General features: G+C 44.9%; 21 protein-coding genes and 1 pseudogene. 2 read left to right on the top strand and 20 right to left on the bottom strand.

Annotation, left to right across the window (positions count from 1 at the left end; genetic code table 11):
- Nucleotides 1-45: 45 nt before the first annotated feature.
- From ERX40_RS11555 to tyrS, 3 genes are all read right to left on the bottom strand, one after another.
- On the bottom strand, nt 46-921 hold the full coding sequence (locus ERX40_RS11555) for a TPM domain-containing protein (RefSeq protein ID WP_133417413.1): 876 nt from the start codon (nt 919-921) through the stop codon (nt 46-48).
- Nucleotides 921-1,511 (bottom strand): LemA family protein, encoded by a 591-nt coding sequence (locus tag ERX40_RS05095; RefSeq protein ID WP_133417414.1) that lies wholly within the window; start codon nt 1,509-1,511, stop codon nt 921-923. Before ERX40_RS05095 ends, ERX40_RS11555 begins: the two co-directional genes overlap by 1 nt.
- A gap of 70 nt (nt 1,512-1,581) precedes the next feature.
- Nucleotides 1,582-2,841, bottom strand: a complete 1,260-nt coding sequence (tyrS, locus tag ERX40_RS05100) for a tyrosine--tRNA ligase (protein WP_133417415.1) — start codon at nt 2,839-2,841, stop codon at nt 1,582-1,584.
- A 315-nt stretch (nt 2,842-3,156) separates the two neighbouring features.
- On the opposite strand from tyrS, the gene ERX40_RS05105 reads away from it, so the two are divergent.
- Nucleotides 3,157-5,586 (top strand): transglycosylase domain-containing protein, encoded by a 2,430-nt coding sequence (locus ERX40_RS05105; RefSeq protein WP_133417416.1) that lies wholly within the window; start codon nt 3,157-3,159, stop codon nt 5,584-5,586.
- An 85-nt stretch (nt 5,587-5,671) separates the two neighbouring features.
- Here ERX40_RS05105 and ERX40_RS05110 read toward each other — a convergent pair whose 3' ends face one another.
- From ERX40_RS05110 to ERX40_RS05175, 14 genes and pseudogenes are all read right to left on the bottom strand, one after another.
- Nucleotides 5,672-7,339: a formate--tetrahydrofolate ligase gene (locus ERX40_RS05110; protein WP_133417417.1), complete on the bottom strand. Its 1,668-nt coding sequence runs from the start codon at nt 7,337-7,339 to the stop codon at nt 5,672-5,674.
- Nucleotides 7,340-7,452: 113 nt separating this feature from the next.
- Complete coding sequence (gene ccpA, locus ERX40_RS05115; protein ID WP_133417418.1) at nt 7,453-8,442, bottom strand: catabolite control protein A; 990 nt, start codon at nt 8,440-8,442, stop codon at nt 7,453-7,455.
- Nucleotides 8,443-8,500: 58 nt separating this feature from the next.
- A complete protein-coding gene (locus ERX40_RS05120) occupies nt 8,501-9,574 on the bottom strand; it encodes a bifunctional 3-deoxy-7-phosphoheptulonate synthase/chorismate mutase (protein WP_424960718.1) in 1,074 nt (357 codons plus the stop codon).
- 89 nt (nt 9,575-9,663) lie between these two features.
- The gene (locus tag ERX40_RS05125; RefSeq protein WP_133417420.1) at nt 9,664-10,851 is read right to left on the bottom strand and encodes a YtxH domain-containing protein; all 1,188 of its coding nucleotides are present in this window, start codon (nt 10,849-10,851) and stop codon (nt 9,664-9,666) included.
- Nucleotides 10,852-10,934: 83 nt separating this feature from the next.
- On the bottom strand, nt 10,935-11,474 hold the full coding sequence (locus tag ERX40_RS05130) for a DUF948 domain-containing protein (RefSeq protein WP_133417421.1): 540 nt from the start codon (nt 11,472-11,474) through the stop codon (nt 10,935-10,937).
- A gap of 84 nt (nt 11,475-11,558) precedes the next feature.
- Nucleotides 11,559-12,854 carry a UDP-N-acetylmuramate--L-alanine ligase gene (gene murC, locus ERX40_RS05135; RefSeq protein ID WP_133417422.1) on the bottom strand — a complete coding sequence of 432 codons (1,296 nt, stop codon included), beginning with the start codon at nt 12,852-12,854 and terminating at the stop codon, nt 11,559-11,561.
- 10 nt (nt 12,855-12,864) lie between these two features.
- Nucleotides 12,865-14,256 (bottom strand): annotated as a pseudogene (locus ERX40_RS05140) (DNA translocase FtsK); the annotation flags it as partial.
- 1,250 nt (nt 14,257-15,506) lie between these two features.
- Nucleotides 15,507-16,100 (bottom strand): YtpR family tRNA-binding protein, encoded by a 594-nt coding sequence (gene ytpR / locus ERX40_RS05145; protein WP_133417424.1) that lies wholly within the window; start codon nt 16,098-16,100, stop codon nt 15,507-15,509.
- A gap of 5 nt (nt 16,101-16,105) precedes the next feature.
- Nucleotides 16,106-16,963 carry a DUF1444 domain-containing protein gene (locus tag ERX40_RS05150; protein ID WP_133417425.1) on the bottom strand — a complete coding sequence of 286 codons (858 nt, stop codon included), beginning with the start codon at nt 16,961-16,963 and terminating at the stop codon, nt 16,106-16,108.
- 77 nt (nt 16,964-17,040) lie between these two features.
- Nucleotides 17,041-17,349: a thioredoxin family protein gene (locus ERX40_RS05155; protein WP_133417426.1), complete on the bottom strand. Its 309-nt coding sequence runs from the start codon at nt 17,347-17,349 to the stop codon at nt 17,041-17,043.
- Nucleotides 17,346-18,350 carry a PTS sugar transporter subunit IIC gene (locus tag ERX40_RS05160; RefSeq protein WP_133417427.1) on the bottom strand — a complete coding sequence of 335 codons (1,005 nt, stop codon included), beginning with the start codon at nt 18,348-18,350 and terminating at the stop codon, nt 17,346-17,348. The genes ERX40_RS05155 and ERX40_RS05160 overlap by 4 nt, the downstream gene beginning before the upstream one ends.
- A gap of 75 nt (nt 18,351-18,425) precedes the next feature.
- Nucleotides 18,426-19,157, bottom strand: a complete 732-nt coding sequence (locus tag ERX40_RS05165) for an amino acid ABC transporter ATP-binding protein (RefSeq protein WP_133417428.1) — start codon at nt 19,155-19,157, stop codon at nt 18,426-18,428.
- Nucleotides 19,154-19,873 (bottom strand): amino acid ABC transporter permease, encoded by a 720-nt coding sequence (locus tag ERX40_RS05170; RefSeq protein ID WP_133417602.1) that lies wholly within the window; start codon nt 19,871-19,873, stop codon nt 19,154-19,156. The genes ERX40_RS05165 and ERX40_RS05170 overlap by 4 nt, the downstream gene beginning before the upstream one ends.
- Nucleotides 19,857-20,633, bottom strand: coding sequence for an amino acid ABC transporter substrate-binding protein (locus tag ERX40_RS05175; RefSeq protein ID WP_133417429.1), 777 nt, complete (start codon nt 20,631-20,633; stop codon nt 19,857-19,859). Before ERX40_RS05175 ends, ERX40_RS05170 begins: the two co-directional genes overlap by 17 nt.
- 145 nt (nt 20,634-20,778) lie before the next feature.
- On the opposite strand from ERX40_RS05175, the gene ERX40_RS05180 reads away from it, so the two are divergent.
- A complete protein-coding gene (locus ERX40_RS05180) occupies nt 20,779-21,075 on the top strand; it encodes a hypothetical protein (RefSeq protein ID WP_133417430.1) in 297 nt (98 codons plus the stop codon).
- Nucleotides 21,076-21,135: 60 nt separating this feature from the next.
- Here ERX40_RS05180 and ERX40_RS05185 read toward each other — a convergent pair whose 3' ends face one another.
- Genes ERX40_RS05185 through ERX40_RS05195 form a run of 3 tightly spaced genes read right to left on the bottom strand, consistent with a single transcriptional unit; the run spans nt 21,136 to nt 23,822 of the window.
- On the bottom strand, nt 21,136-22,320 hold the full coding sequence (locus tag ERX40_RS05185; RefSeq protein WP_165980665.1) for a MalY/PatB family protein: 1,185 nt from the start codon (nt 22,318-22,320) through the stop codon (nt 21,136-21,138).
- 57 nt (nt 22,321-22,377) lie between these two features.
- Nucleotides 22,378-23,019 carry a tRNA (guanosine(46)-N7)-methyltransferase TrmB gene (gene trmB, locus ERX40_RS05190; RefSeq protein WP_133417432.1) on the bottom strand — a complete coding sequence of 214 codons (642 nt, stop codon included), beginning with the start codon at nt 23,017-23,019 and terminating at the stop codon, nt 22,378-22,380.
- An 11-nt stretch (nt 23,020-23,030) separates the two neighbouring features.
- Complete coding sequence (locus ERX40_RS05195) at nt 23,031-23,822, bottom strand: phosphotransferase family protein (RefSeq protein WP_133417603.1); 792 nt, start codon at nt 23,820-23,822, stop codon at nt 23,031-23,033.
- Nucleotides 23,823-23,915 lie beyond the last annotated feature (93 nt).

Raw genomic sequence — 23,915 nt, forward strand, 5'->3', positions numbered from 1 at the left:
TTAATAGAAGCTGAGCGTGTTTTTTATCGTGTGACTGTCTATTTCTTAGAATCCCCGGTCAGCGCCACCGCCGCCGAAGCCGCCGCCACCGAAGCCGCCGCCGAAACCGCCATCACCACCAAAGCCACCGCCTGATGAGAAGCCACCGCCGAAGCCGCCGCCAGTCGGAAAGAAGATGACCGGACCAATACCGCCTCTACGTCGTCGGCCACCAGGACCGCCGCCTCGTCCACCCCCACCAAAGAACATGGAGAAAATGAGGTAGAGGAAAAATAAGGTTAACAGAACATCAAAGACACTGAATCCTCCAGTGCTCTGTTCCTGTGCTACCGGCTGATCACGTGTAAACTTGCTGCCGTCATAGCCATAGGAGTCAGCGATGACATTCCAGACAGCCTTATAGAGCTTTGTCATACCGGAAGCATAGAGCTGTTTGGCCTGAGAATCCTGACCTGTTGGATCAATCGCTACCGCCCTCTGAATATCAGGCATAGCATACTGATCAATCAGTGCCCCTACTTTAGCATCGTTCAGCACCCCTTCCAGTCCATAACCGACCTGAACCGTGATGCCTCTGTTTCTGAACTCGTTGCCATTATCAAGGTTAAGCAGGATGACGATGCCGTTATCCTTATCCTTCTGACCGACACCGTACTCACGTCCTGCACGAAGTGCATAATCCGTTCTCGGCTCCTGACCGATGGAAGGCATGGTCATCATCAGAATTTCGGCTGTCGTACCTTGTTCCAGACGATTACCCAGCTCGTTCAGTTCACTCACTTGGTTCTGGTTAAAGATATCCAGATGATCCTGTGTATAAACCGGCTTTTCGAGCTGAGGTATAGGCTGAGCTGCGTTCGCCACATAGAATGGACAAAGTAAGACAAAAATCGCGAAAAGAAACGCGATTTTTTGGGTCATTATTGATTATCCTCATTGTTGAAGTCTACTTTTGGAGCATCTTTTGCAGCACTCTCTGCTTTAAAATATTCTTTCTCATGTTTGCCGACAAGACCCGCAAATAAATTCATCGGGAAGCTCTTGACCACTTTGTTGTAATCCGTGACTTTCTCGTTATAGTCACGACGTGCAACTGCGATACGATTTTCTGTACCTGCCAGTTCGTCACGTAAACCTGTAAACTGTGCATCAGCCTTCAGTTCCGGATAAGCTTCGCTGATAGCGATTAAGCGACCTAATGCTGAAGTCATCTCAGCATTGGCTTCAGCTTTTTCTCCCGCTGTGCCGTTTTCAGTAGCACCTGCCAGTTTAGAACGGGCATCCGCTACAGATTTAAAGACATCAGATTCATGTTTCGCATAACCTTTGACTGTTTCAACTAAGTTGGGAATTAAATCAAGACGACGTTGAAGCTGTGTATCAATATTTGATTCTTCTCTATTGACATCCTGTTCAAGTGAAACCAGTCTGTTATAGGGACCCATCACCATACTGCCTAATATAGCAAGCACTGCAAGGATCGCAATAATTGGAATTAATAATTTTTTCATGTCATTTCTCCTTTTTCATATGCTATCAGTTTTATACCCTGAAAAGACTGGTATTAATCAGTCTTTCTGACTATTTATAGTTGACCATAAAGTATCTCTTCTTCCCTCTTCTGATGATAGTGAATTCATCATCAATCTTGTCAGAACCCTGAATTTCATAGGCTGTATCCGTCACTTTGAGACCGTTGATGGAGATAGCGCCGTTCGCGATATCTTCACGCGACTGACGCTTACTAGGTGATACACCCGCTTCTACCAGATAATCTACCAGGTTGGTCGCTTCCGTCACTGTACTCTGTGGTACATCCTTGAAGCCTTCTCTGATTTCATCAGCAGACAACGCTGACAGGTCCCCTTTAAAGAGTGCATCAGTGATACGTATCGCATCTTCAAGCGACTCTTCGTCATGGACAAGTTTCGTCACTTCAGCCGCAAGCGCCTTCTGGGCTTTTCTTAAATGAGGTTCCGTTTCCAGAGACTGTTCCAGACTGTCAATCTCTTCCTTGGAGAGGAATGTAAAATATTTCAGGAATTTGATCGCATCGGCATCCGGTGTGTTGATCCAGAACTGATAGAACTCGTAAGGTGAAGTCTTCGTACGGTCAAGCCAGATGGCACCGGATTCTGATTTGCCGAATTTCTTGCCGTCTGCCTTTGTGACAAGCGGTACTGTGATACCGAACGCCTCCACTTCACCGTACATACGACGCATCAGGTCAAGTCCTGACGTGATATTGCCCCACTGGTCTGAACCGCCGAGCTGAATCTTGACGTTATGTTCTCTGTTCAAGTGTCCGAAGTCAATCGCCTGAAGAATCGTGTAGGTAAATTCTGTATATGAGATTCCTGTTTCCAGTCGAGTCTGTATGCTGTCTTTACCGAGCATGTAATTGACACCGACATGCTTACCGTAGTCGCGCAGGAACGTCAGGAGGTCGATCTGACCGAGCCAGTCCTTGTTGTCGACACGAATGGCTCCGTTATCACCACTGAAGTCAAAGAGCTGTTCCATCTGCTTCTTGATGCCGTCGACATTATGCTGCACCATCTCCGGCGTCTGCAGAACGCGCTCGTCTGTACGACCGGACGGGTCGCCGATCATACCTGTCGCACCGCCGATCAGGACGACCGGACGATGACCATGTGCCTGAAAACGTCGAAGCGTCAGAAATGGCAGCAGATGACCGATATGCAGACTGTCCGCTGTCGGGTCTGCGCCGCAGTAGATGCTGACACTTTCCTTATTCAGCAGCGCTTCAATCTCCTCTGGATGCGTCTCCTGGTAGATCAGTCCACGCCATTTTAAATCATTCAATAATTCGTTTGTCATTCTAAACCCTCCTTATTAAAATAAAAAAAGCACCCCTACAGAATGTAAGGGTGCTTGTATACACGGTACCACCATACTTATGATTACTCATCACTTAACCGGTGAAAAGGACACCGGAACCGCCAGATCATTCTTAAGGTGTATTCATAAATATCATTTCACCAGTTCACAGCACCACTGGCTCTCTTCTAGAAATTCATATTTATTACTTGTCCTTCAATCTGTATTATGTAATTATGTTACTAGTTTAATGAATGAATGCTTCTAAGTCAAGTCGTTACTATGCTATACTGAATATAATTCAGGAGGTCAAAAATGTCTAAATCCCATTCAAATTCTTCTCGCCGGAAGAAACAGTCAAACAACTATTTAACACGTCTGAAGTCCGTGCAGTGGACACCGTATGTCATTTTTCATTCTCTTTACAAAGTACTGGCGAATCTCGCAATTATTACGCTCATTTCAGGCTTACTCCTCTTTACATTACTCGGTGGCTTCGGCGTCGGCTACTTCGCAGCTCTCGTCAAAGATGAACCTGTTCCGTCTGAAAAAGAGCTGAAAAGTATCCTCTACTCCATGAACCAGAGTTCAACTGTCTATTTTGCGACGGGCGAATCACTGGGAAGCTTAAATGCCGATACACAGCGGACGGTCGTCAAATTCAATCAGGTGTCACCGCATGTCGTAGACGCACTGGTGTCAACAGAAGATGAAAACTTCTATCAGCATAACGGTATTGTACCGAAAGCCTTTCTGAGAGCCAGTGCGCAGGAATTTCTGGGCAGCGCCTCAAGTTCAGGTGGTAGTACACTGACTCAGCAGCTTGTCAAAAATCAGCTCCTATCAAACGAAACTTCATTTGAACGTAAAGCAAAGGAAATGCTTCTTTCGTTCCGAGTTGAAAAAACACTGACGAAGCAGCAGATTCTCGAAGCTTACCTGAATGTTGTCAGCTTCGGTCGTAATACAAACGGCCAGAATATCGCCGGGATTGAAGCAGCAGCTGAAGGGGTCTTCGGTGTAAAAGCGAAAGACCTTAATATCGCGCAGAGTGCTTATCTAGCCGGTATGCCGCAGAATCCTTATACATACACCCCATTTCTGATTACGGGGCAGGTCAAAGATGACAAGGCACTGCAATATGGTTTTGAACGTCAGAAATATGTACTTCAGCGCATGAAAGATGAAAAGAAGATCACAGATAAAGAATATCAGGAAGCCCTGAAGTTCGATCTGAAAAAATCTTTTGCAGATAGCGTCAATGTGCCTGCTAAAGAATATCCTTTCCTCACTAAGGAAATTGAAAAGCGTGCTATTGATATTCTAAAGTATGAATTAGCGAAGAAAGATAAGCTTTCTAAGCAGCAACTAGATGAAACACCGATTCTGAATGAAAAGTATAACGCGATGGCAGATGAAGAAATCAGAAATAACGGTTATTCCATTCAGACCACTATCAATAAACCGATATACGATAAGATGAATGAAATTAAGTCAAATGACAATTACTACTCATACGCCCGACCTGCTGAAGTGGATGGCAAGACTGTCAATCTGCAGCAGGAAGTCGGTGTTGTCCTGAAGGAAAATCAATCCGGCAAAATCATTGCGTTTGTAGGGGGCCGTGATTACGAGGAATCTCAGAACAACCACGTGACTCAGACCAGACGTTCACCCGGTTCAACCATGAAACCACTGGTTGCATATGCACCTGCCATTGAATACGGCATAACAACACCTGAAACGATGCTCCTCGACAGACGTTTCAAGGTCGGAGAATATTCACCAGAGAACTACGCCCGTGCAGAGTTCGGCAATGTGACGACTCGTATCGCGCTCATGAACTCATTCAACCTGAGTACGCTCCGGCTTTACTCAGATATCCAGGACAGAAGACCTTGGGAGTTCCTTGAGAAGATGCATATCAATATTCCGGAAAGTCAGCAGCCTAACCTGTCACTTCCACTCGGTGCGACAGATATGACTCTCGAGGATAATGTCAACGGCTTCTCTACTTTCGCCAATAAAGGGAAGTATCAGGAAAGCTATATGATTGAAAGCATCAAAAATAACAAAGGGAAAGTCATCTACAAACACAAAGCCGCTGCAGAACCTGTATTCAGCGAAGCAACATCTTATATTATGACTGACATGCTTCGCGGCGTCCTCGATACGGGTAGTGCCTATGAACTGAAAGGCACATTCCAGTTTAATCAGGACTGGGCCGGTAAAACAGGTACTGCTGAAAACGGTACTGACAGTCTCTTTGTGGCTTACAACCCTAAAGTCACACTTGGTATCTGGATGGGCTATGATAAACTGATTCCATTCGACGAAGAGAATCATTACCAGCTGAAACTATGGCGTGATATCAATAACAGTATCACAGCTATCGATCCGGAGCAGATGGGTGTCAATCAGACATTCAGCCAGCCGGCCAGTGTCCAGAAAACGAAGATCTGCCAGATCACGAACAGCCCAAGTGATTCATGCAGTAAAGGTGAACCGACTAAAGACAGTCTTGTCTGGAAAAACACTGACCTCTCCAATAAGACGCTGGATGATCCGAAAGTGCTGGGTCGCCTTGGAATCAAACTCGATGATAAGACGCGTTCCAAGATTAATCCTAAAGAAACAATCGCGGATGAGTACGCTAAACTGAGAGAACAGAATAAAAAGACGAAAGAACAGCTGAAAGCTGAGAAAGAAGCGTTAGAAGCAGCTCAGCAGCCTTTCGCTCAATAAAATAAAGAGCCCTTGCCATTTAAATGGCAAGGGCTCTTTCATCGAAAAAAAAGATGCATCCAGCTGGATGCACCTTTTTGATTGTTTAGAATAAGCCTACAGCATTACCGTTTTCATCGATGTCCATGTTCAGAGCTGCTGGCTGTTTCGGTAAACCAGGCATTGTCATGATATCACCTGTCAAGGCAACAATAAAGCCTGCACCTGTTTTAGGGATTAATTCACGGATTGTGATTTCGAAACCAGCTGGACGGCCTAATTTTTTAGGGTCATCAGTGAATGAATACTGAGTTTTAGCCATACATACCGGATAGTTATCCCAACCGTTGTCTTTGATCGTTTTAAGTTGTTTTTTCGCGCTGTCAGCGAATACAACATCATCACCGCCGTAGATATCCTGTACAATTTTACGGATTTTCTCTTCGACCGGTAACTCAAGTTCGTATAAAGGTTTGAAGTTCTGTTCTGTTTCCATCACTTCTTTAACGAGATTAGCAAGCTCTACGCCGCCTTCTCCGCCTTTTTCCCATACTTCTGTCAGCGCGATTTTGATGTTGCGGTCTGCACACCATTCTTTGACGAAATTCACTTCTTCTTCAGTATCAGTCACGAATGCGTTTAACGCAACAACCGGCTCTACACCAAATTGTTTTAAGTTCTCTAAGTGTTTCTCTAAGTTCACGATCCCTTTTTTAACAGCTTCAACGTTTTCAGCTTTCAGTTCATCCTTCGCTACGCCACCATGCATTTTCATCGCACGGATTGTCGCCACGACTACGATAGCACTTGGCTCAAGTCCTGCACGACGTGCTTTGATATCCATAAATTTCTCTGCACCTAAGTCAGAACCGAAGCCTGATTCAGTGACCACTATATCTGCCAGCTGACGAGCTGTGTTTGTTGCGATGATTGAGTTACAGCCATGCGCGATGTTAGCGAATGGACCACCATGGATTAAAGCAGGTGTCCCTTCGATTGTCTGTACTAAGTTAGGTTTGATAGCATCTTTCAGAATCAGTGCTAATGCACCTTGAACACCTAAATCACCGACCATAACCGGTTTGCGGTCATAAGTGAAACCGATTGTGATCTTAGCAATGTTCTCTTTTAACTCGTGAACGTCACGTGATAAGCAGAACACAGCCATGATTTCACTTGCTACTGTAATATCAAAACCATCTTCACGAGGTACGCCTTTGAAAGGTCCACCAAGTCCCACTACGACTTGCCGTAAAGTTCGGTCGTTCATATCAAGTACACGTTTCCATGAAATACGACGAGGGTCGATATTCAACTGGTTGCCTTGATAGATATGGTTATCGATAAATGCAGCTAATGCATTGTTTGCAGTCGTGATGGCGTGTAAGTCACCATTGAAGTGTAAGTTGATCTCCTCCATCGGTAATACTTGAGCGTAGCCACCACCTGTTGCGCCACCTTTCATACCAAATACAGGTCCAAGAGATGGTTCACGAAGAGCGACCATAACGTTTTCACCGATTTTTTTGAATGCATCACTTAAGCCGACCGTCACAGTAGATTTACCTTCACCAGCTGGTGTCGGACTCATCGCAGTAACCAATACCACTTTACCATTAACAGGTCTGTCGATTAACTGTGTATTGATTTTTGCTTTGTAAAAACCATAAGGTTCTACTGCTTCTGTTGGAATACCCGCTGCTTCAGCGATTTCCTGAATCGGACGAATCTCAGAGCGATTTGCAATTTCTAAATCTGATAAATATTCAGCCATTATAATATGTCTCTCCCTTAATTGATTTTACCGCCTCTTTAATCATAAGATAAAGCGGTTACAATGTCGACCTATTTGACCCAAAAAATAAAGAATCAACTCAAGTTGATTCTTTATCTTGTCGTCCCTCTATAATCGATTTTATAAGGCAGTACCACGTTCTTTTCTTCAATATTTTCATCATTCATATATTTGGTCAATAGACGCATACCGACTGCTCCGATATCATACAGCGGCTGCATGACACTGGAGAGCTTCGGACGAACCATCTGTACAAGACGCGTGTTATTGAAGCTGATGATCTGCAGGTCCTCTGGTACCTGTAACCCGGCATCCTGTGCGGCATGTACAATACCGATCGCCTGCTCATCACTGATGCAGAGAATTGCTTCAGGCTTCTGTTCCTTCAGATGACTGAATGCTTTTTCGCCGTCCCGGTATTGTTCATCACCGATATAGATAGCATGGTCACTGAGAGTAAGGTCGTTCGCTTTAAGTACCGCTTTCATACCTGCCTGTACATCTTTAAGTGCTTTCGCAGAGTAGCCGCCGCCGACAAACGCAAACCTTCTGAGACCTTGCTTGACAAGACGTTCTGTAATCTCAGAACTCGCTTTATAATAGTCGATATTCACTGCAGGCAATGTCTCATTCACATCATTTGTTCCTGAAACTACAACAGGGACAGGTGCTGATTCAATCAGCTTCAAAGTTTCACCTGATAATGTGCCACCGAGAAAAATGATCCCATCGACCTGTTTACTGAGCAGATTATTAAAGATTTCGTGCTCTTTAACCGGATCGTTGTCAGAGTTTGAGATAATCGTCTGATATTTATACATCTTTGCGACATCCTCAAGTCCACGGGCAAGCTCTGAGTAATAAATATTGGAAATGTCCGGAATAATAACACCGACTGTCGTCGTTTTTTTACTGGCAAGTCCTCTTGCTACTGCATTAGGTCGGTAATTGAGACGCTGAATCACTTCATTGACTCTGTCTCTCGTAGCAGACTTTACATTAGGGTTGCCATTAACAACCCTTGACACTGTGGCCATAGACACTTTGGCTTCACGCGCGACATCATAGATAGTAATTGTCATGATGACCTCCTGTAATCGTTTTCTTCTCCATTATATCACGCTTTTTGACAATGTTATATTATAAATATAACTGACGTGCTTTGTCAATTTCATGAAAAAAGGCATCGAATTCGACAAGGTCCATCTGCTGACCAGCATCACTGAGTGCTACAGCAGGATCAGGATGAACTTCAGCCATCACTCCATCCGCACCTACAGCAAGAGCAGCTTTAGCAACAGGCAGCATGATATCTTTACGTCCTGTTGAGTGAGTGACATCGACCAGCACAGGCAGATGTGTACCCTGCTTCAGAATAGGGACTGCAGAGATATCCAGTGTATTGCGCGTTGCTTTTTCGTAAGTTCTTATACCACGTTCACAGAGTATGATCTGACTATTACCATTTGAGTGAATATATTCAGCAGCATAAATAAATTCCTCTATAGTAGCAGATAGACCGCGTTTGAGCAGTATAGGCTTGTTGGATTTTCCTGCTTCTTTCAGCAGCTCAAAGTTCTGCATATTACGTGCACCAATCTGGAAGACATCTACATACTGGTCTGCCATCTCAAAATGATCGGGATGCACAATTTCAGATACGATATTCAAACCATATTTTTTATTCATCTCTTTGAGGATTTTAAGACCTTCCTCACCTAGTCCCTGGAAATCATAGGGAGAAGTACGAGGTTTAAAAGCGCCCCCCCGCATAAACTTCTGACCTTTAGCAGCCAGCTCTTTTGCTATAGCCTCTACCTGGTCATAAGATTCAACAGAGCAAGGACCGAAGACGAAAATCTTCTCCGTAGTCCCAATCTGAGCGCCATTACCAAAGGATACAATTGTATCTTCAGGTTTCAGTTTTCTTGAGACAAGCAGATGCTTCTCATTTTGAGCCTGCTGCAGCTCTGTCGATGCTTTAAAGATTTCCTTGAACAACTGTTTAATCACGTTATCATCATAAGGCCCATTATTACTCTCAAGCAGTTGATTCAGCATTTCTTTTTCGCGCATCGGATCATATATATCAGTGCCGGATTTCACTTTCTCCTGGCCAATTTTTTTAGCGATATGGCCTCGTTCAGAAAGCAGTTCCAATATGGCAAAATTGATTTCCTCAATTCTATTTCTTAAGTTAGCTAGTTCAGACATCAGTAGTACACCTCTTAATTTATAAATTAAAAAAATAGCAGGGCTGGAATCACCCTACTATTCTATCACAGGATTTAAGTAATCTCTTACTATTTGTTCTTACCCTGTCTGTTATTATTATTCTTTTTATTACTCTGATTTTTGTTATTTTTATTAACGTTACCGCTTACATTGTCGTTATTCTTTTTATAGTTCTCGATAGTGCTGTCTGTATTTTTATCAACGACTGCTAATGGTTCTGTTAACGAATCATCGTTTACTTCTTCTTTGATGGCACGACGTTGAGCGGCTAATGCCTCTTCATCTGCTGAATTATCCTTTAACTGAGTATCAGTTTTGACATCTGTATTATTTTTAGCTCTGTCATCCACTTCTACAACTTTGACTGTAGCATGCGGTTGAGTCGTCTGACTTTTATTTTCTTCTTTTTTCTCTTCGGCTTTTTCTTTAACTTCTTCGGCTTTTTGAGCAGCCTGATCTTTAACTTCGCCTGCTTTCTGTGCAAGCTGTTCTTTGACTTCAGGTGCTTTCTCTGCTACTTTGTTCTGAACTTCGCCCGCTTTCTGTGCAAGCTGTTCTTTGACTTCAGGTGCTTTCTCTGCTACTTTGTTCTGAACTTCGCCCGCTTTCTGTGCAAGCTGTTCTTTGACTTCAGGTGCTTTCTCTGCTACTTTTTCCTGCACGACTGCTGCTGTCTGTACAACCTGTTCCTGCACAACGCCCGCTTTCTGGGCGATCTGATCTTTTACTGCCGGCGCTTTTTCTGCAATTTTCTCCTGAACTTCTCCCGCTTTCTGAACAACCTGATCTTTGATTTCTATTGCTTTATCTTTAACTCCGCTCACTTTTTCAGTGACTTTGTTTTTGATTTCATCAGTTTTTGAAGGCTCGTCTGAATGATTATCTGTAGAATTTGCTGCACCCTCTTTTAAAGTAACGACTTTTCTGTTGATATCATTCTTAAGATCGCGTCCAGGTTTCGGAGCAAGAAGTAAACCGGCTAATGTACCAAGCGCGATCCCTGCAGTTAAGCCAAATGTGAAGTCACGGGCTATTGTATTTTTGCATTGTACTTCATATTCCTTAACTGAATGTGTATGTAAATCTCGGTTATAAGTATTGTTATTTCTGTCTTTGTAGCTGACGTTATCTTGTAAGTTTTTTACGCCTTGATAATTTCTACCGTCATTTTGAACTTGACCGCCGTTTGACTTGTATACCGTTACCGTTTCATTGTTTTTACCATTTTTAAGTTCTCTGTTGTAAGTGTTGACCATGTTAATTCTCCTCCTTAAGGTATAAAAAATAGGAATATACTTATTTAGCTAGTATATTCCCATTATTGAGTTGTTTAAACTTATTATTTGTTTAAGCCTGCATTAATTCTGTCTTCATCTACGTTTTCATAGTGCGCAGTATCTTTGCTGAAGACTTCACGGTTTGTGTTGTCTGTTACCACCTGGTTTGAGAAGTCATACGCATTGCGGCGTTCTTTTCTCATTTTCCATTTGTCCGCTACTTCCATAGCGACGTTTGACCACTGAACAACCTGTGCGATCTGATCTTTGTTGTTTGCGATGTTGTGTGTGATAGATGTTGTAACACGGTCTACTGAGCTGTTTAAATTGTTAACAGTTCCGCCGATGCCTTGTACAGCATCAACTACTGTATTTAAACGTGCTGATTTATCCTGAACATCCTCAGCCAGTCTGTTTGTTTTGTGTAATAAGTCAGTTGATTCACGTGTGATACCTTGAATCTGACCTTCAACACCGTCCAGCGTTTTTGCAACGTGGTCTAAGTTTTTCTTAACTGAAAGTAAAACGATAACGATACCGATACACAGAATCAAAAATGCGATTGCAGCGATAATACCGGCAATGGGTAAAATCCATTCCATAGTAAGTCCCTCCTAAGTGTGATTATCCTTAATTTACTCTTTAATAATACCCCTGTTAAAGGGCTTAAAACATGCTAATTATCATTATAACAAATTTTCATAGGCCTGCTGAAACTTTTGAATATCCCCTGCGCCCATAAAAAGAAGTACGGCGTTCTGATGAGCTTTAAGTTCTTGCATGTTGTCCTCTGAGATCACTGCAGCATTCGGAATCAGCTCGGCCAGATCCTGAATCGTCAGATTACCGCTTTTTTCACGTGCTGAACCAAAGATTTCACATAGATAAACCTGGTCCGCTTCTTTCAGACTATCCGCGAACGCCTGCAGGAACTTCTCCGTTCTTGAAAACGTATGAGGCTGGAAGATAGCGACCACTTTTTTATCAGGATATTTCTTGTTCGCTGACTCTATCGTCGCTTTGATTTCAGCAGGATGGTGCGCATAGTCGTCAATCAGAATCTGATCGCCTGCTTTCTTCTCACTGAAGCGACGTTTGACACCTCCGAAAAGCTCCAGAGCCTCTCTGATATTATCCATATCCAGTTTTTCCAGGTGACAGATCGTGATGACTGCAAGCGCATTAAGCACCTGATGATCACCGAACATCGGTGTTCTGAAGGTTCCATAAAATTCATTGTCAATCAGCACATCAAAAGAAGTCCCGTCAGCTGAATGCCTGATATGCTCTGCTCTGACTCTATTATCTGCATTTAATCCATAATAATAGACCGGAATATCCACCTTGAGATCATGCAGGATTCTATCATCTCCGCATGCAATAATGGCTTTCTTCACTTTAACAGCCATTTCCTGAAAGGCATCAAATACGTCGTCTAAACTTTTGAAGTAATCTGGATGGTCGAAGTCAATATTAGTGATGATGGCATAGTCCGGCGTATAGCTGAGGAAGTGTCTTCTGTATTCGCAGGCTTCAAAAGCAAAATATTCGCTCTCAAGCTGCCCCATGCCTGTGCCGTCACCGATCAGATAAGAAGTCTTCTTATCGCCGTTCATCACGTGTGACAGCAGGCCTGTCGTTGAAGTCTTACCATGTGCACCTGTTACAGCGATTGACGTATACTGGCTCATAAACTCTCCGAGGAAGTCATGATAGCGGTAATATTCAACGCCTGCTTCTTTAGCGCGTACAATCTCAGGATGTTCATCGCCGAATGCATTGCCGGCGATCACGGTCATCCCTTCTTTGATGTTCGCTGCGTCAAACGGCAGAATGTTGATTCCCTTATCTCTTAAGGCATCTTCGGTAAAAAAATGTTTGGCGATATCGGATCCCTGCACATCGTTGTCCATATCAAAAAGAATATGAGCCAGCGCACTCATCCCCGAACCTTTAATGCCGATAAAATGATATAAAGTCATAATTCCACTCCTATAATTGATTTTCATTTACTAATACCGTTCTTGGCTTAGAACCATTCGCTCCACTAATATATCCCATCGTTTCCAAACTGTCGATGATTCGAGCCGCACGGTTGTAACCGATCTGGAATCGCCTTTGCAGTTGAGAAGTTGAGATATGTCCTTCTTCCAGCATGAACTGTAACACTTCATCGAACAGTTCATCTTGCGGCACTTCATTCACTTTATCAAGTAATTCTTTCTCCTGGAAGAGATAGTCCGGTTCTGTCTGGTCCTTGATAGAGGCAACGACATCATCGATTTCTTCATCGGAAACGTAGCAGCCCTGAATACGGATCGGTTTATTCATACCGTTACCCTGATAAAGCATATCGCCGTTACCGAGCAGCTTTTCGGCACCTCCATTATCGAGAATCGTTCTTGAATCGATTGATGAAGATACCATGAAGGCGATACGGGTCGGTACATTCGCCTTGATCAGACCTGTAATGACATTGACAGACGGACGCTGCGTCGCAAGAATCATATGAATACCTGCAGCGCGGGCTTTCTGTGCGATACGGGCGATCGAATGTTCGACGTCCTGCGGTGCCATCATCATCAGATCCGCAAGTTCATCAATGACGATGACGATTTTCGGCAGGCGCTTATCATAAGGAGATTTCTGATTATATGCTGTAATATTGCGGACATGTAGATCTGAGAACACTTTGTAACGACGTTCCATCTCCTCAACCACCCATTTCAGACTCTCAGTCGCCGCCTTCACGTCTGTAATAACAGGGGCTATCAGATGAGGCAGATCATTATAGGGTGCAAGCTCAACCATCTTCGGATCAATCAGCAGCAACTTAAGTTCACTCGGATTGTTGCGGTAGAGCAGCGATAGCAATATTGCATTGATGCTCACCGACTTACCGGAGCCGGTCGCACCGGCAATCAGAGCATGCGGCATCTTCGCAATATCCATCAGCATCGGTTCATTGTTGATCTTAGCACCCAGCGCCACCATCAGTTTGGATTCAGCGAACTTGAAACGCTTGCTGAAGATGACCTCACTTAGGTTCACTTTACGGGTGTTGACATTCGGGACTTCCACCCCGACGCGTGATGTACCCGGGATAGGTGCTTCAATACGAATTTCCTTTGCGGCAAGCGCCATCTTGATATCATCCTGCAGGTTAGTGATACGGCTTACTTTAACCCCTTTTTCTACAGAGAGTTCATAACGCGTGACGGACGGACCGATCACAACCTCCTCCACTTTAGCGGGTACATTGAAATGATAGAATGCATCATCCAGCTGCTGTCTCTGTTCTGCCACCCAGTCCACATCTTCATGAGATTTTTCTTCGGGTGACAGAAGGCTGACAGGCGGCAGCAGATACTTCGGTCCTTTACGTTTCACTTTTTCAGATTCGGGTGTTTCTGCTGACTGAACCGGCTCAGTGTGAACTGATGCGGAGGATTCAGCACGGTTCATCAGCCGCTTCTTGTCAGACGGTGTCATGAGTACATTGAAGGGTGATGTTTTTCTCTTTTCCTGAGGAACGGGCTGTTCTGTTACTTCATTCTGCTGTATTTGCTGAACGTCTTCAACGACAGGCTTCGCTTCGACTGTGTCAATAACCCATTCCGGTTCTGCTTCTATTACTTCGGCAGGTTCTATTTTCTTTTGTTCAGGCTCAGTTACTTCAGCCACAGATTCAACCTGTTCAGCTTCAGCACTCTCTTCTGCTGTGCCAGCTGTGAACACCACTTTTTCAACGACTAACTGCTCCGGTTCTGATTCTGGTTCAGTCTCTATCGATCCGCCCAGTTCTTCCTGCTGTACAGTGGCCTCTTCTGTAGCAACCGTTACTTTTTCAATTGTTTCATACGGCTCGGTTGATGTTTCATTGACAATCTCTTCTACTTCGAGCGGCATATAACTTTCTTCACGATGCCCGATCGTCTCCACTTCAAGTTCTGCCGGTCCAGTTTCAGATGTCAGTTTTTTAACCAGGTTTTCCTGTTCCTTCTGCTGACGTCTTGCTTCTTCGAATGCTTTTTTAGCATACAGTTTTTTTTCGCGTTCTTTGCGTATCTCTGCCACTATCTGTGAGGCATAGATATTCTCAACGTTGACTACATTATCTTGCTGACGGTGTGTCGGAACTTCCGGTTTCTTCTGCTCAGACTTCTTACCTGTCAGTGGTGTGATGACAACTTTGGCATCACTTGGCTGCAGATTTCTGCGGCTGCCGAATATCGCTGACGGCACTTCACTTGCAGTGAAATGACTCCTTTTCTCCGGAATTCCTGGCGGCAGGTTCTCCTTATAGGGACGTTCAGGTTCTCTCTTCACTGCCTTCTCAGACTCCACCCGTCCTTTTCGTGCTCGTCGTCTTGCAAAATATTCATCGTTCACAAACTGCTGGCTGAGTCGATGATCTTCAATGTGCGACTCAGGCTCATTGTATATTTTGCTTTCTTTAGGAGCTGTCTGTCTGTCATCTCCAAGATCGATCGGAAAACGGAATTTTCCCCGAGGCCGTCTGTATATATCGATATGCTGACTTTCGGTCAGTTCTGAGACATCTGGCTGTTGTTCTGTCGGTTTACTGTCCTTTCCAAATATTTTATCGAACCAGCTCATTTTCAATCACACCTCTATACTTGTTTAAAGAAATCTGCACCTGGTGTCATCGATTCGTCCAGAACGAGTATCCCTTTTTTCTCCTCAGAGTCAGTCAGACCGAGTTCGCGTTCTGAACAGATCATCCCGCTTGACGGTACGCCGCGGAGTTCTGCATCCTTAATGATCATGCCACCCGGCATAACAGCACCGACTTTAGCGACTACTACATTCTGTCCGGCAGCAACGTTTTTAGCACCGCAGACAATCTGCAGCACTTCATCTCCTACATCAACCTGACAGACATTCAGTTTATCGGCGTCCGGGTGTTTCTCCATCGTGTCAACATGACCGACTACAAACTTAGGCGACAGATCCACCTCAAGGGGTTCAAGTCCTTTTGTTGCAAGGAAAGCATTGATTTCTTTCATGCGCGCATCGTCAAGTTCCACCTGACCGTCAGTCGCAATATTCAGTTCAGTGACGTTGAAGACATTATAGCCGACAATCTCATCGTCCTTCCTGATTGTAACGACATCACCTGATTTCTCATAAGTAAAAGGTTCATCTGCCTGGTTGAGAGTGATAAGAAGTACATCACCGATTTTCTTGTTATAAAAAATATTCATTTTGTCTACTCCTTTTTATCTTGTTCGAATTTCTTACGGTTTGCTTCAATTCTTTTGATGGCTTCAGTATCGCGTTTTGCATTATTCTTACCCAGAATAAAGACGGGTGTCAGTTTGCCGTCATCATACTGGAATGACAGTGAGGTCACAGGTACCAGGCCGTTGCTGAAGAACTGCATCATCATCTGTGCCATAACGTCATACCCGGTCTCATTGCGGATATCAGCGATGATCAGCACATCGGCATGCGGAGTTGCAACGAGCAGCTCTCCTTCTTTGTCAGCATCAAACTGAGCAAGCAGACTTTCGTTCAGCACACGACTCGCATCGTAGCCGTCATTTGAGTTGAAGAAATAGAACACGTTACCGGCCACTGTATCCGTTTTGTAAGGATTATCAAGCTTGCGCACGTTGAACAGCGCCTGTTCTCTGATATGCGCCTGTGACAGCTTCATATCTTCAAGCAGAGCCTCGTCTATTAACCGGTATGTTGTACCAAGGTCAAGCGCGTAATATATGTTGGTCTCTGCGGTATGTTCAGTGATGATGAATGATTTGCCGCCTGATTCTTTCGGGAAACTTGTCGACCGGATGACAGGCATGATCTTGATATCTTCCACTGCTCTGTCACTCTCATCTTTCATCGCTTTGATGGTTTCATCAATATAATACAGAACTTCATCAATGATTTGATCGCCTTGCGCCTTATATTTGGCAACTAAAGGTGCGAGTTTAATCGACAGTCCTTTCTGATTGTCGATGCGTTCCACTCTGAGTGTCTCTTCTTTTCTGTCGAAGTGGACATTCACCTGAGACTGATCCAGCTTTTCTTTTATCGCGTCACGTATTTCAAAGACGTTCATCTCTATACACTCCTAAGTTCATGTACTCTTCATTGTACAATAAAACCACGATGAACGGTAGCCATCGTGGTCTATGATTAAAGTGCGGCTATAAAGTCATTGATCTCTTCTTCTGTCTTGCGGTCCTTAGAGACAAAGCGGCCGATCTCTTTGCCCTCCTTGAAAGCCAAAAAGCTCGGAATGCCCATCACGTCATATTCAACTGCAAGATCCATCAGTTCATCGCGGTCAACAGACACGAACTGATAATCAGGATGTGCCGCTTCAATTTCAGGCAGTGCCGGCTTGATGTAATGACAATCCGGACACCAGCCCGCTGTAAACATTGCGATTGTCGGTGCGTCAATCATTTCCTTGAAATTCTCTATACTTGTTATGATTTTCATATTCTCTCCCCCGTCATGATCTGCTGGTCTCCCGGCTTGATGATATGCGCATTCTTCATCAGCCTATATACAATATAACTGATTACAGCTGGCAGCATAAAATGAAACACTAATATCTGAAGCCATGTCTCTACGGAACCACCCATCGTTCTGAGCGTCATAATCTGGCCGACAAAACCGCTTGTGCCCATCCCGGCACCGGCAGCCACATTCTTCATCGGCCAGAACATCGTCATGATGGGCGCGGTTATGATACTCGCAATAACCGACGGCACCAGTATGAATGGATTACGCAGATAATTCGGAATCTGAATCTTGCTCGTGCCGATACCATTAGCGATGATACCCTGGATTCCGTTATCTCCGTAACTCGTCACGGCAAAACCGATCATATGACAGCAGCAGCCGATTGTCGCAGCAGCGGCGGCCGTTCCTTCGATACCGAGCATCAGTGCAAGCGCCGCACTCGAAATCGGACTGGACAGTGTCATGCCGAATATAAGTGACACTAAAATGCCCATCAAGAGCGGCTGCTGGTCTGTGGAGAATGTAATGAAATCTCCGAGCCCTGTCATCAGCTTCGCGATAAACGGGCCGATCAGTTTAGCGATCACTGCTCCGATAATCAGTGTCAGCAGCGGTGTCAGCAGGATGTCAATCTTCGTCCGGCCGCTATATAGACGTCCGATTTCTGTTGTGACAAGCGCCACTATATAGGTACCCGCAGCACCCCCGAGCTCGTAACCGTACATACCCGTTACTGCACTTGAGAAGATGACAAGCGGTGATGCACCGAGCCCGTATGCGACACTGACACCGACTGCAGCCCCCGCATAAGTCTTCGCCATCTGACCGATTGTTATCAGTAAAGATGTGTCAAAATAAGGTTTTAACTGTGTACCGATTGTTTCGATGATAAGACCGATAATTAACGAACTGAATAATCCGAGTGCCAGATAGCTCATCCCATCTATGAACCATCGCTTCAAATGTGTTTTCATCCCCTCACCTCTTCGTTCAGTATATAATAAAATTTTCAGGATGTGTACGCAAAAAAAGACAGATAAGCATCTGCCTTAGTGTGTTTCAATTACGTTTAAGAAGCGTTTCAACGGTTCAGTCTGCGGCGACCCGAATATCTCATCAGGCGTCCCCATTTCAGCGATCTGTCCCTCATGGATAAATGCAATTCTGTTCGCCACTTTCTTCGCAAAGTTCATCTCATGCGTCACGATGACCATCGTCATGCCTTCTTTTGCCAGCTCATTCATGACGTTCAGCACATCGTTGACAAGCTCAGGGTCAAGTGCTGAAGTCGGTTCATCAAAGAGCATGACCTTAGGATTCATCGCCAGCGCGCGTGCAATACCGACCCGCTGCTGCTGGCCGCCGGATAATCCTGCTGGATACTGGTGCTGCACGTTCTGAAGCCCTACTTTCATCAGGAGGTCCTCTGCAATTCGGCGCGCTTCCTCTTTGGACATCTTTTTGACGATTGTCAGACCTTCCATCACATTCTCAAGCGCCGTCTTGTGCGGGAAGAGCTGATAGTTCTGAAACACCATGCCGGATTTCTGACGGACAGCGATCTGACTTCTCTTATTGCTACTGGAATACGTCAGACCGTCAACCGTGACAGTACCTGACGTCGGCAGCTCAAGTGCATTCATCATGCGCAGAAGTGTTGTCTTACCGGACCCGCTGCGCCCAATAAGCACCACGACTTCTCCGTCCCGCACCTCTAAATCGACACCTTTGATGACTGCCTTGTCACCGAAGCTCTTATGGATATCTCTCATTTCTATCATGCGCTATACTTCCTTTCAATACGGCGTTCGTAAATACCCTGTACAAGAGAGATCAGGAAACAGACGACCCAGTACATCAAAGCGACAAGTGTATAGATAGACAGAAACTCATAGCTGGTCGCTGCCACTTCCTGTGCTTTACGGAACATCTCAGCCACAAGGATAAAGCCAAGAAGAGACGTATCCTTGATGAGACTGAGGAATGTATTGCCGAGAGCTGGAATCGAAATGCGCAGTGCCTGCGGCAGCACAATCCGCCGCATCGTCATCCATTCTGTCATACCAATGGAATAGGCCGCTTCCCGCTGCCCTTTCGGAACCGAGATGATGCCACCGCGGATAATCTCAGAGGCGTAAGCGCCGACGTTCAGGCTGAGGCCGATGATGGCAGCCGTGACCGGCGCCAGTGTCAGCTGCTGATCCGGATTCCCTGACATCAGACGGCCGATTTCAGGAATACCGTAGAAGATAATGAAAAGCTGGACAATCATCGGTGTCCCGCGGATGATTGAGACATAGATTCTGGCAATCGTGCTCAAAAAACGGTTGTCAGAGATTCTGCTGAGAGCGGTCGCAAGCGCGATGATCAGACCTAGAATAAAGGTCACGATAGTAATAGGGATCGACCAAGTGATCAATCCCTGTAGCATAGGTCTAAACGCCTGCGTCGCTGCGTCCAGTGCATGCTGCTGTTCTGCATTAAGGCTGAGTGACATCTTCGCCAAACCATTTTTCACTGATTTTTTTGAGCTCGCCGTCTTTTTGCAGTTCATCCAATGCTTTGTTCACTTTATCAATCATTACTTTATCTGTCTTCTTAGTAAAGACAAATGCTGATTCACTTTTCTCTGCATCGCCTTCAATCACTTTGACATCTGCATTTTTCTTCTGCTTCATATAATCAAGCACTGATAATTTTTCATTGAAAGTCCCTTCAACACGGTTGGAGAGAACAAGCTCCATCGACTGATTAAAACCTTCAACCTGTGTGATGTCGGCCCCTTTATCTTTTGCCAGTTTCCCGTAGTTGGAAGTCAGCGTCTGTGCCAGCTTTTTGCCTTTTACATCATCAAATGAACTGATATCACTGTTTTTGCGCGTTACAAGAACAGCGCTTGTATAAGTGTAAGGTTCAGAGAACTGATATTTTGCTTGACGTTCGTCGTTGATACCTACCTGATTGGCTATAGTATCGAATCGACCGGCGTTCAGACCTGCAAACATTGAATCCCACTGCGTCTCAACGAACTTTGCCTCGTAACCCATTTTTTCAGCGACTGCCCGCGCGATTTCCACGTCAAACCCTGTTAATTTACCAGTCTTGTCATGGAACGTAAAGGGTGCGTAAGTACCCTCCGTACCGATTGTCAGGACTTTATCGGCAGCTTTCTTGCTTTCTGTCTTGCTGTCATCTGACTGCCCGCATGCTGCAAGAAATATGACAACTACCAGCATCATCATTAAAAACTTTCTCATTTTATTCTCTCCTATTCTTATTAAATTACTCGGAATAGCTTCATTGTAGTGGAATGGGTGCATAAGTCAACTAAAAGATTCTGAAGTCAGTGATAAACTTGTAATTTCCTCTTGAATGATGATAATAGACTTAAGGAGGATGAAAATGAAAAATAAATCCATTATCGCCGTTCTGTCTCTTTTACTGCTTGCAGGTTATTTCTTCGCTTTACGCTACCAGCTTAAAAGTCCCAATAAAGTTCTGACAGCCATAAAGGCACATTTCAATCATGTTGAAGCTGCTTTTATTGACTATACCCCGGAAAACTATAAAAAACTCGGTCTTGAGACGATGATCTATAGAGGGGGGATCACGACTGCTGACGGTGAATTTGAATTCATTGCCGACGCTTACTCCGGAGAACTGCTGGATACGACAGAAATCACTACAGCCTGGCTGTAGTGATTTCTGTTTTGTGATGGTTCGTACATATTGTACTCTGAGAACCGTTTTTCTAAAAATCTACCGTTCCTTCAGCCAGTCAAAGGCTGTCCTGATCCGTTTCATTCCTTCTTCCAGCCGTGCGTGGTCACACGCCACGTTCAGCCGGAAATGTGTGCTGTCCTCAACTGTATAGGTGCTGCCGATACCGAGCGCCACTTTGCCGACCTTCTGCAGAGCATGCTGCACATCGTCCTCACTGTAGCCGCTTTTGCTGAAATCTATCCATAATAAGAACGTCGCATCCGGTACATGAACAGTCAGAACGTCATTAAGATATGTTTTCACGTACGCTTCTACAAATCTCATATTCTGCAGTATGAAGTCATTGACTGCATCCACCCAGTCGGCACCGTGCATATAGCCCGCTTCAATAGCACTGAGCGCTAGAACGCTCGGATTACCGACACCTGCCGCCATCATCTGACGGGTCAGCTCCATTTTCATAAAGCGGTTCTTCGTCACATAGAATGCATGCGGAATACCTGAAATATTAAAAGTCTTGCCGAGACAGGTTGTCACCAGAATCTTGCTGTCCGGTTTCATCCAGTTGATAAGTGACTGATGGCCCTGCTCATTTCTGACAAAATCCATATGTATCTCATCCGCAATAATAAAGACATCATGCGCCCGGCATATATCGACCATTTCATCCAGTTCTTCTGCTGTAAAGACTTTGCCTGTCGGATTATGTGGATTACACAGCAGAAAGACTTTCATATCAGCACGCTGGCACAGCGATTCAAAAGCATCGAAGTCCATCTTATAGTCATCGCCGTCAAATACAAAAGGAGATGGAACAACAACACGTCTGTTGGCCTCAATCAGCGTCAGAAAAGCATTGTAGCTCGGAATATTAACAAGAACACCTTCACCTTCCCGGGTCAAAGCGCGTATAGCTTCTGTGATGGTATACAGTACAGTCGGCGAGTACATCAGGTCATTGTTTATGACCCGCGTGTTGAAGCGCGTCTTGTACCAGTGTTTGACCGGTTCATAAAAGGCATCGTTCTTCCATGTCGTATAGCCGAGAATCGGATGTTCCAGACGCTGACGCAGGGCGTCCAGAATCGGCTGCGGCGTCGCGAGATCCATATCTGCAATCCAGAATGGCATCATATCGGTTGTGTCGTACATGAAATCCATACCCTCATATTTGATGCTGTTCGTGTGACGACGGTCAATCGACGCATTGAAGTTATGCATGTAATCATCCCCTTTTTCTATCATTTTAGCATGTTATCACAAAAAAGACTGCTGTAATCAGCAGTCTTGGAAGGTGGCTTCCAGTCGGTTGATGCGAAAGCCTTTATTAGAGAATTTATCCTCATATTCAGTTCTGATATTATCCTGCGGTTCCTCAGTGTGAAGGTCCAGATTGATGTTTTTCAGTTTCATACCGTACTGGCTCATACTCTCAAGCGAGAATTCAAAGAGGTGCTGGTTATCCGTCTTGAAGTGGACTTCGCCGTCCTCTTTCAGGATAATCTCATAAAGTTTCAGGAAATTCTCATGTGTCAGACGTCTCTTCGCATGGCGCGTCTTTGGCCATGGATCAGAGAAGTTGAGGTAGACACGGTCGACTTCGCCTGGTGAGAAATAATCAGCCAGATGTTCTGCGTCCAGTGTCAGCAGCCGTAAGTTGCTGATCTGCTGCTCAACTGCTTTCTCGACGATGCGGATCATCACATTCTTATCACGTTCGATGCCGATATAGTTGATATCGGGATGGGCCTTAGCCATCTCAGTGATGAAGCGGCCCATTCCACTGCCTACTTCTATATGAATAGGACGGTCATTATTGAACCACTCCCGCATCTGTCCTTTTCTTGCTTCGTCAATACTGACGATTTCAGCATGAGCCAGCAGGAAGTCCTCTGCCCATGGTTTGTTTCTCATTCTCATGTCGTTTCTCCTTATATAAAACGATTTCTCGTCAGCACTTCATCCAGAAAGACGAGCCAGTGATTCATATCCTGGTAACGGTTCTTCTCTTCGTACCACTCCACCATCGCAATCGCCTGAATGATGGTATACCATTTCATGCGCTTACGGAGCGCCAGTGAATCATCAATCCCGTATAGACTGAGCCAGTTCTCCCATTCCTCAGGCTTGATATAAGTATAGAGGATCATGCCGATGTCAATGGCCGGGTCAGCAATCATCGCACCTTCCCAGTCAACGAGAAAGAGCTCATCCTGTTCAGACAGCAGCCAGTTGTTATGATTCACATCGCCGTGACAGACGGTATAGAATGCTTTGTCCAGTACCGGCATATGTTCCTCAAGATATATGAGTGCTCTACGCACGACGCTATGAGACAACACCTGCCGTGATAATGAGGAATTGATCTTAGCTAACAGCATGGAAGGGTACATCGGTTTCATCTCAAGCTTCTTCAGCATATTGAGCAGCTGTTTTGAACCGTGTATCTTCCGGAGCAGAAGTGCAACACGCCGGGCTTTCATTTCTTCCTGTTCAAGCGCTCTACCGTTCTTCCAGTGCTGTGCAGTGACCACTTCACCTGTTTCGATACGTTTCGTCCAGACCAGTTTCGGCACGATTCCTTCAGCAGACAATGCCGCGAGAAATGGACTTGAATTTCTTTTGAGGAACAGCTTATGTCCATCCTGCTCAGCCATATAGGCTTCACCTGATGCACCACCAGCAGAGTCGAGCGTCCAGCCCAGTTGATAGAAATGTTCCAACATGTTCACCTCCATTCGGAAAAAAGAAAAGGCTCGAGATAGAATCAAGAGCCTTATCCAAGTAATCAACGTCCAAAAAAGCGACTTGCTTAA

It is taken from the genome of Macrococcus carouselicus, assembly GCF_004359515.1.
Taxonomy (GTDB): Bacteria; Bacillota; Bacilli; order Staphylococcales; family Staphylococcaceae; genus Macrococcus; species Macrococcus carouselicus.

Coding starts and splice junctions, on each gene's coding strand:
- ERX40_RS05095 (WP_133417414.1), bottom strand. CDS start 1,511: ATGAAAAAATTATTAATTCCAATTATTGCGATCCTTGCAGTGCTTGCT.
- ERX40_RS05105 (WP_133417416.1), top strand. CDS start 3,157: ATGTCTAAATCCCATTCAAATTCTTCTCGCCGGAAGAAACAGTCAAAC.
- ERX40_RS05175 (WP_133417429.1), bottom strand. CDS start 20,633: ATGAGAAAGTTTTTAATGATGATGCTGGTAGTTGTCATATTTCTTGCA.
- ERX40_RS05110 (WP_133417417.1), bottom strand. CDS start 7,339: ATGGCTGAATATTTATCAGATTTAGAAATTGCAAATCGCTCTGAGATT.
- murC (WP_133417422.1), bottom strand. CDS start 12,854: ATGACTTTATATCATTTTATCGGCATTAAAGGTTCGGGGATGAGTGCG.
- ERX40_RS05155 (WP_133417426.1), bottom strand. CDS start 17,349: ATGAAAATCATAACAAGTATAGAGAATTTCAAGGAAATGATTGACGCA.
- ERX40_RS05165 (WP_133417428.1), bottom strand. CDS start 19,157: ATGATAGAAATGAGAGATATCCATAAGAGCTTCGGTGACAAGGCAGTC.
- tyrS (WP_133417415.1), bottom strand. CDS start 2,841: ATGACAAACGAATTATTGAATGATTTAAAATGGCGTGGACTGATCTAC.
- ERX40_RS05120 (WP_424960718.1), bottom strand. CDS start 9,574: ATGTCTGAACTAGCTAACTTAAGAAATAGAATTGAGGAAATCAATTTT.
- ERX40_RS05125 (WP_133417420.1), bottom strand. CDS start 10,851: ATGGTCAACACTTACAACAGAGAACTTAAAAATGGTAAAAACAATGAA.
- ccpA (WP_133417418.1), bottom strand. CDS start 8,442: ATGACAATTACTATCTATGATGTCGCGCGTGAAGCCAAAGTGTCTATG.
- ERX40_RS05185 (WP_165980665.1), bottom strand. CDS start 22,320: ATGCATAACTTCAATGCGTCGATTGACCGTCGTCACACGAACAGCATC.
- ERX40_RS05130 (WP_133417421.1), bottom strand. CDS start 11,474: ATGGAATGGATTTTACCCATTGCCGGTATTATCGCTGCAATCGCATTT.
- ytpR (WP_133417424.1), bottom strand. CDS start 16,100: ATGAATATTTTTTATAACAAGAAAATCGGTGATGTACTTCTTATCACT.
- ERX40_RS11555 (WP_133417413.1), bottom strand. CDS start 921: ATGACCCAAAAAATCGCGTTTCTTTTCGCGATTTTTGTCTTACTTTGT.
- ERX40_RS05150 (WP_133417425.1), bottom strand. CDS start 16,963: ATGAACGTCTTTGAAATACGTGACGCGATAAAAGAAAAGCTGGATCAG.
- ERX40_RS05170 (WP_133417602.1), bottom strand. CDS start 19,873: ATGTCACTCAGCCTTAATGCAGAACAGCAGCATGCACTGGACGCAGCG.
- ERX40_RS05160 (WP_133417427.1), bottom strand. CDS start 18,350: ATGAAAACACATTTGAAGCGATGGTTCATAGATGGGATGAGCTATCTG.
- trmB (WP_133417432.1), bottom strand. CDS start 23,019: ATGAGAATGAGAAACAAACCATGGGCAGAGGACTTCCTGCTGGCTCAT.
- ERX40_RS05180 (WP_133417430.1), top strand. CDS start 20,779: ATGAAAAATAAATCCATTATCGCCGTTCTGTCTCTTTTACTGCTTGCA.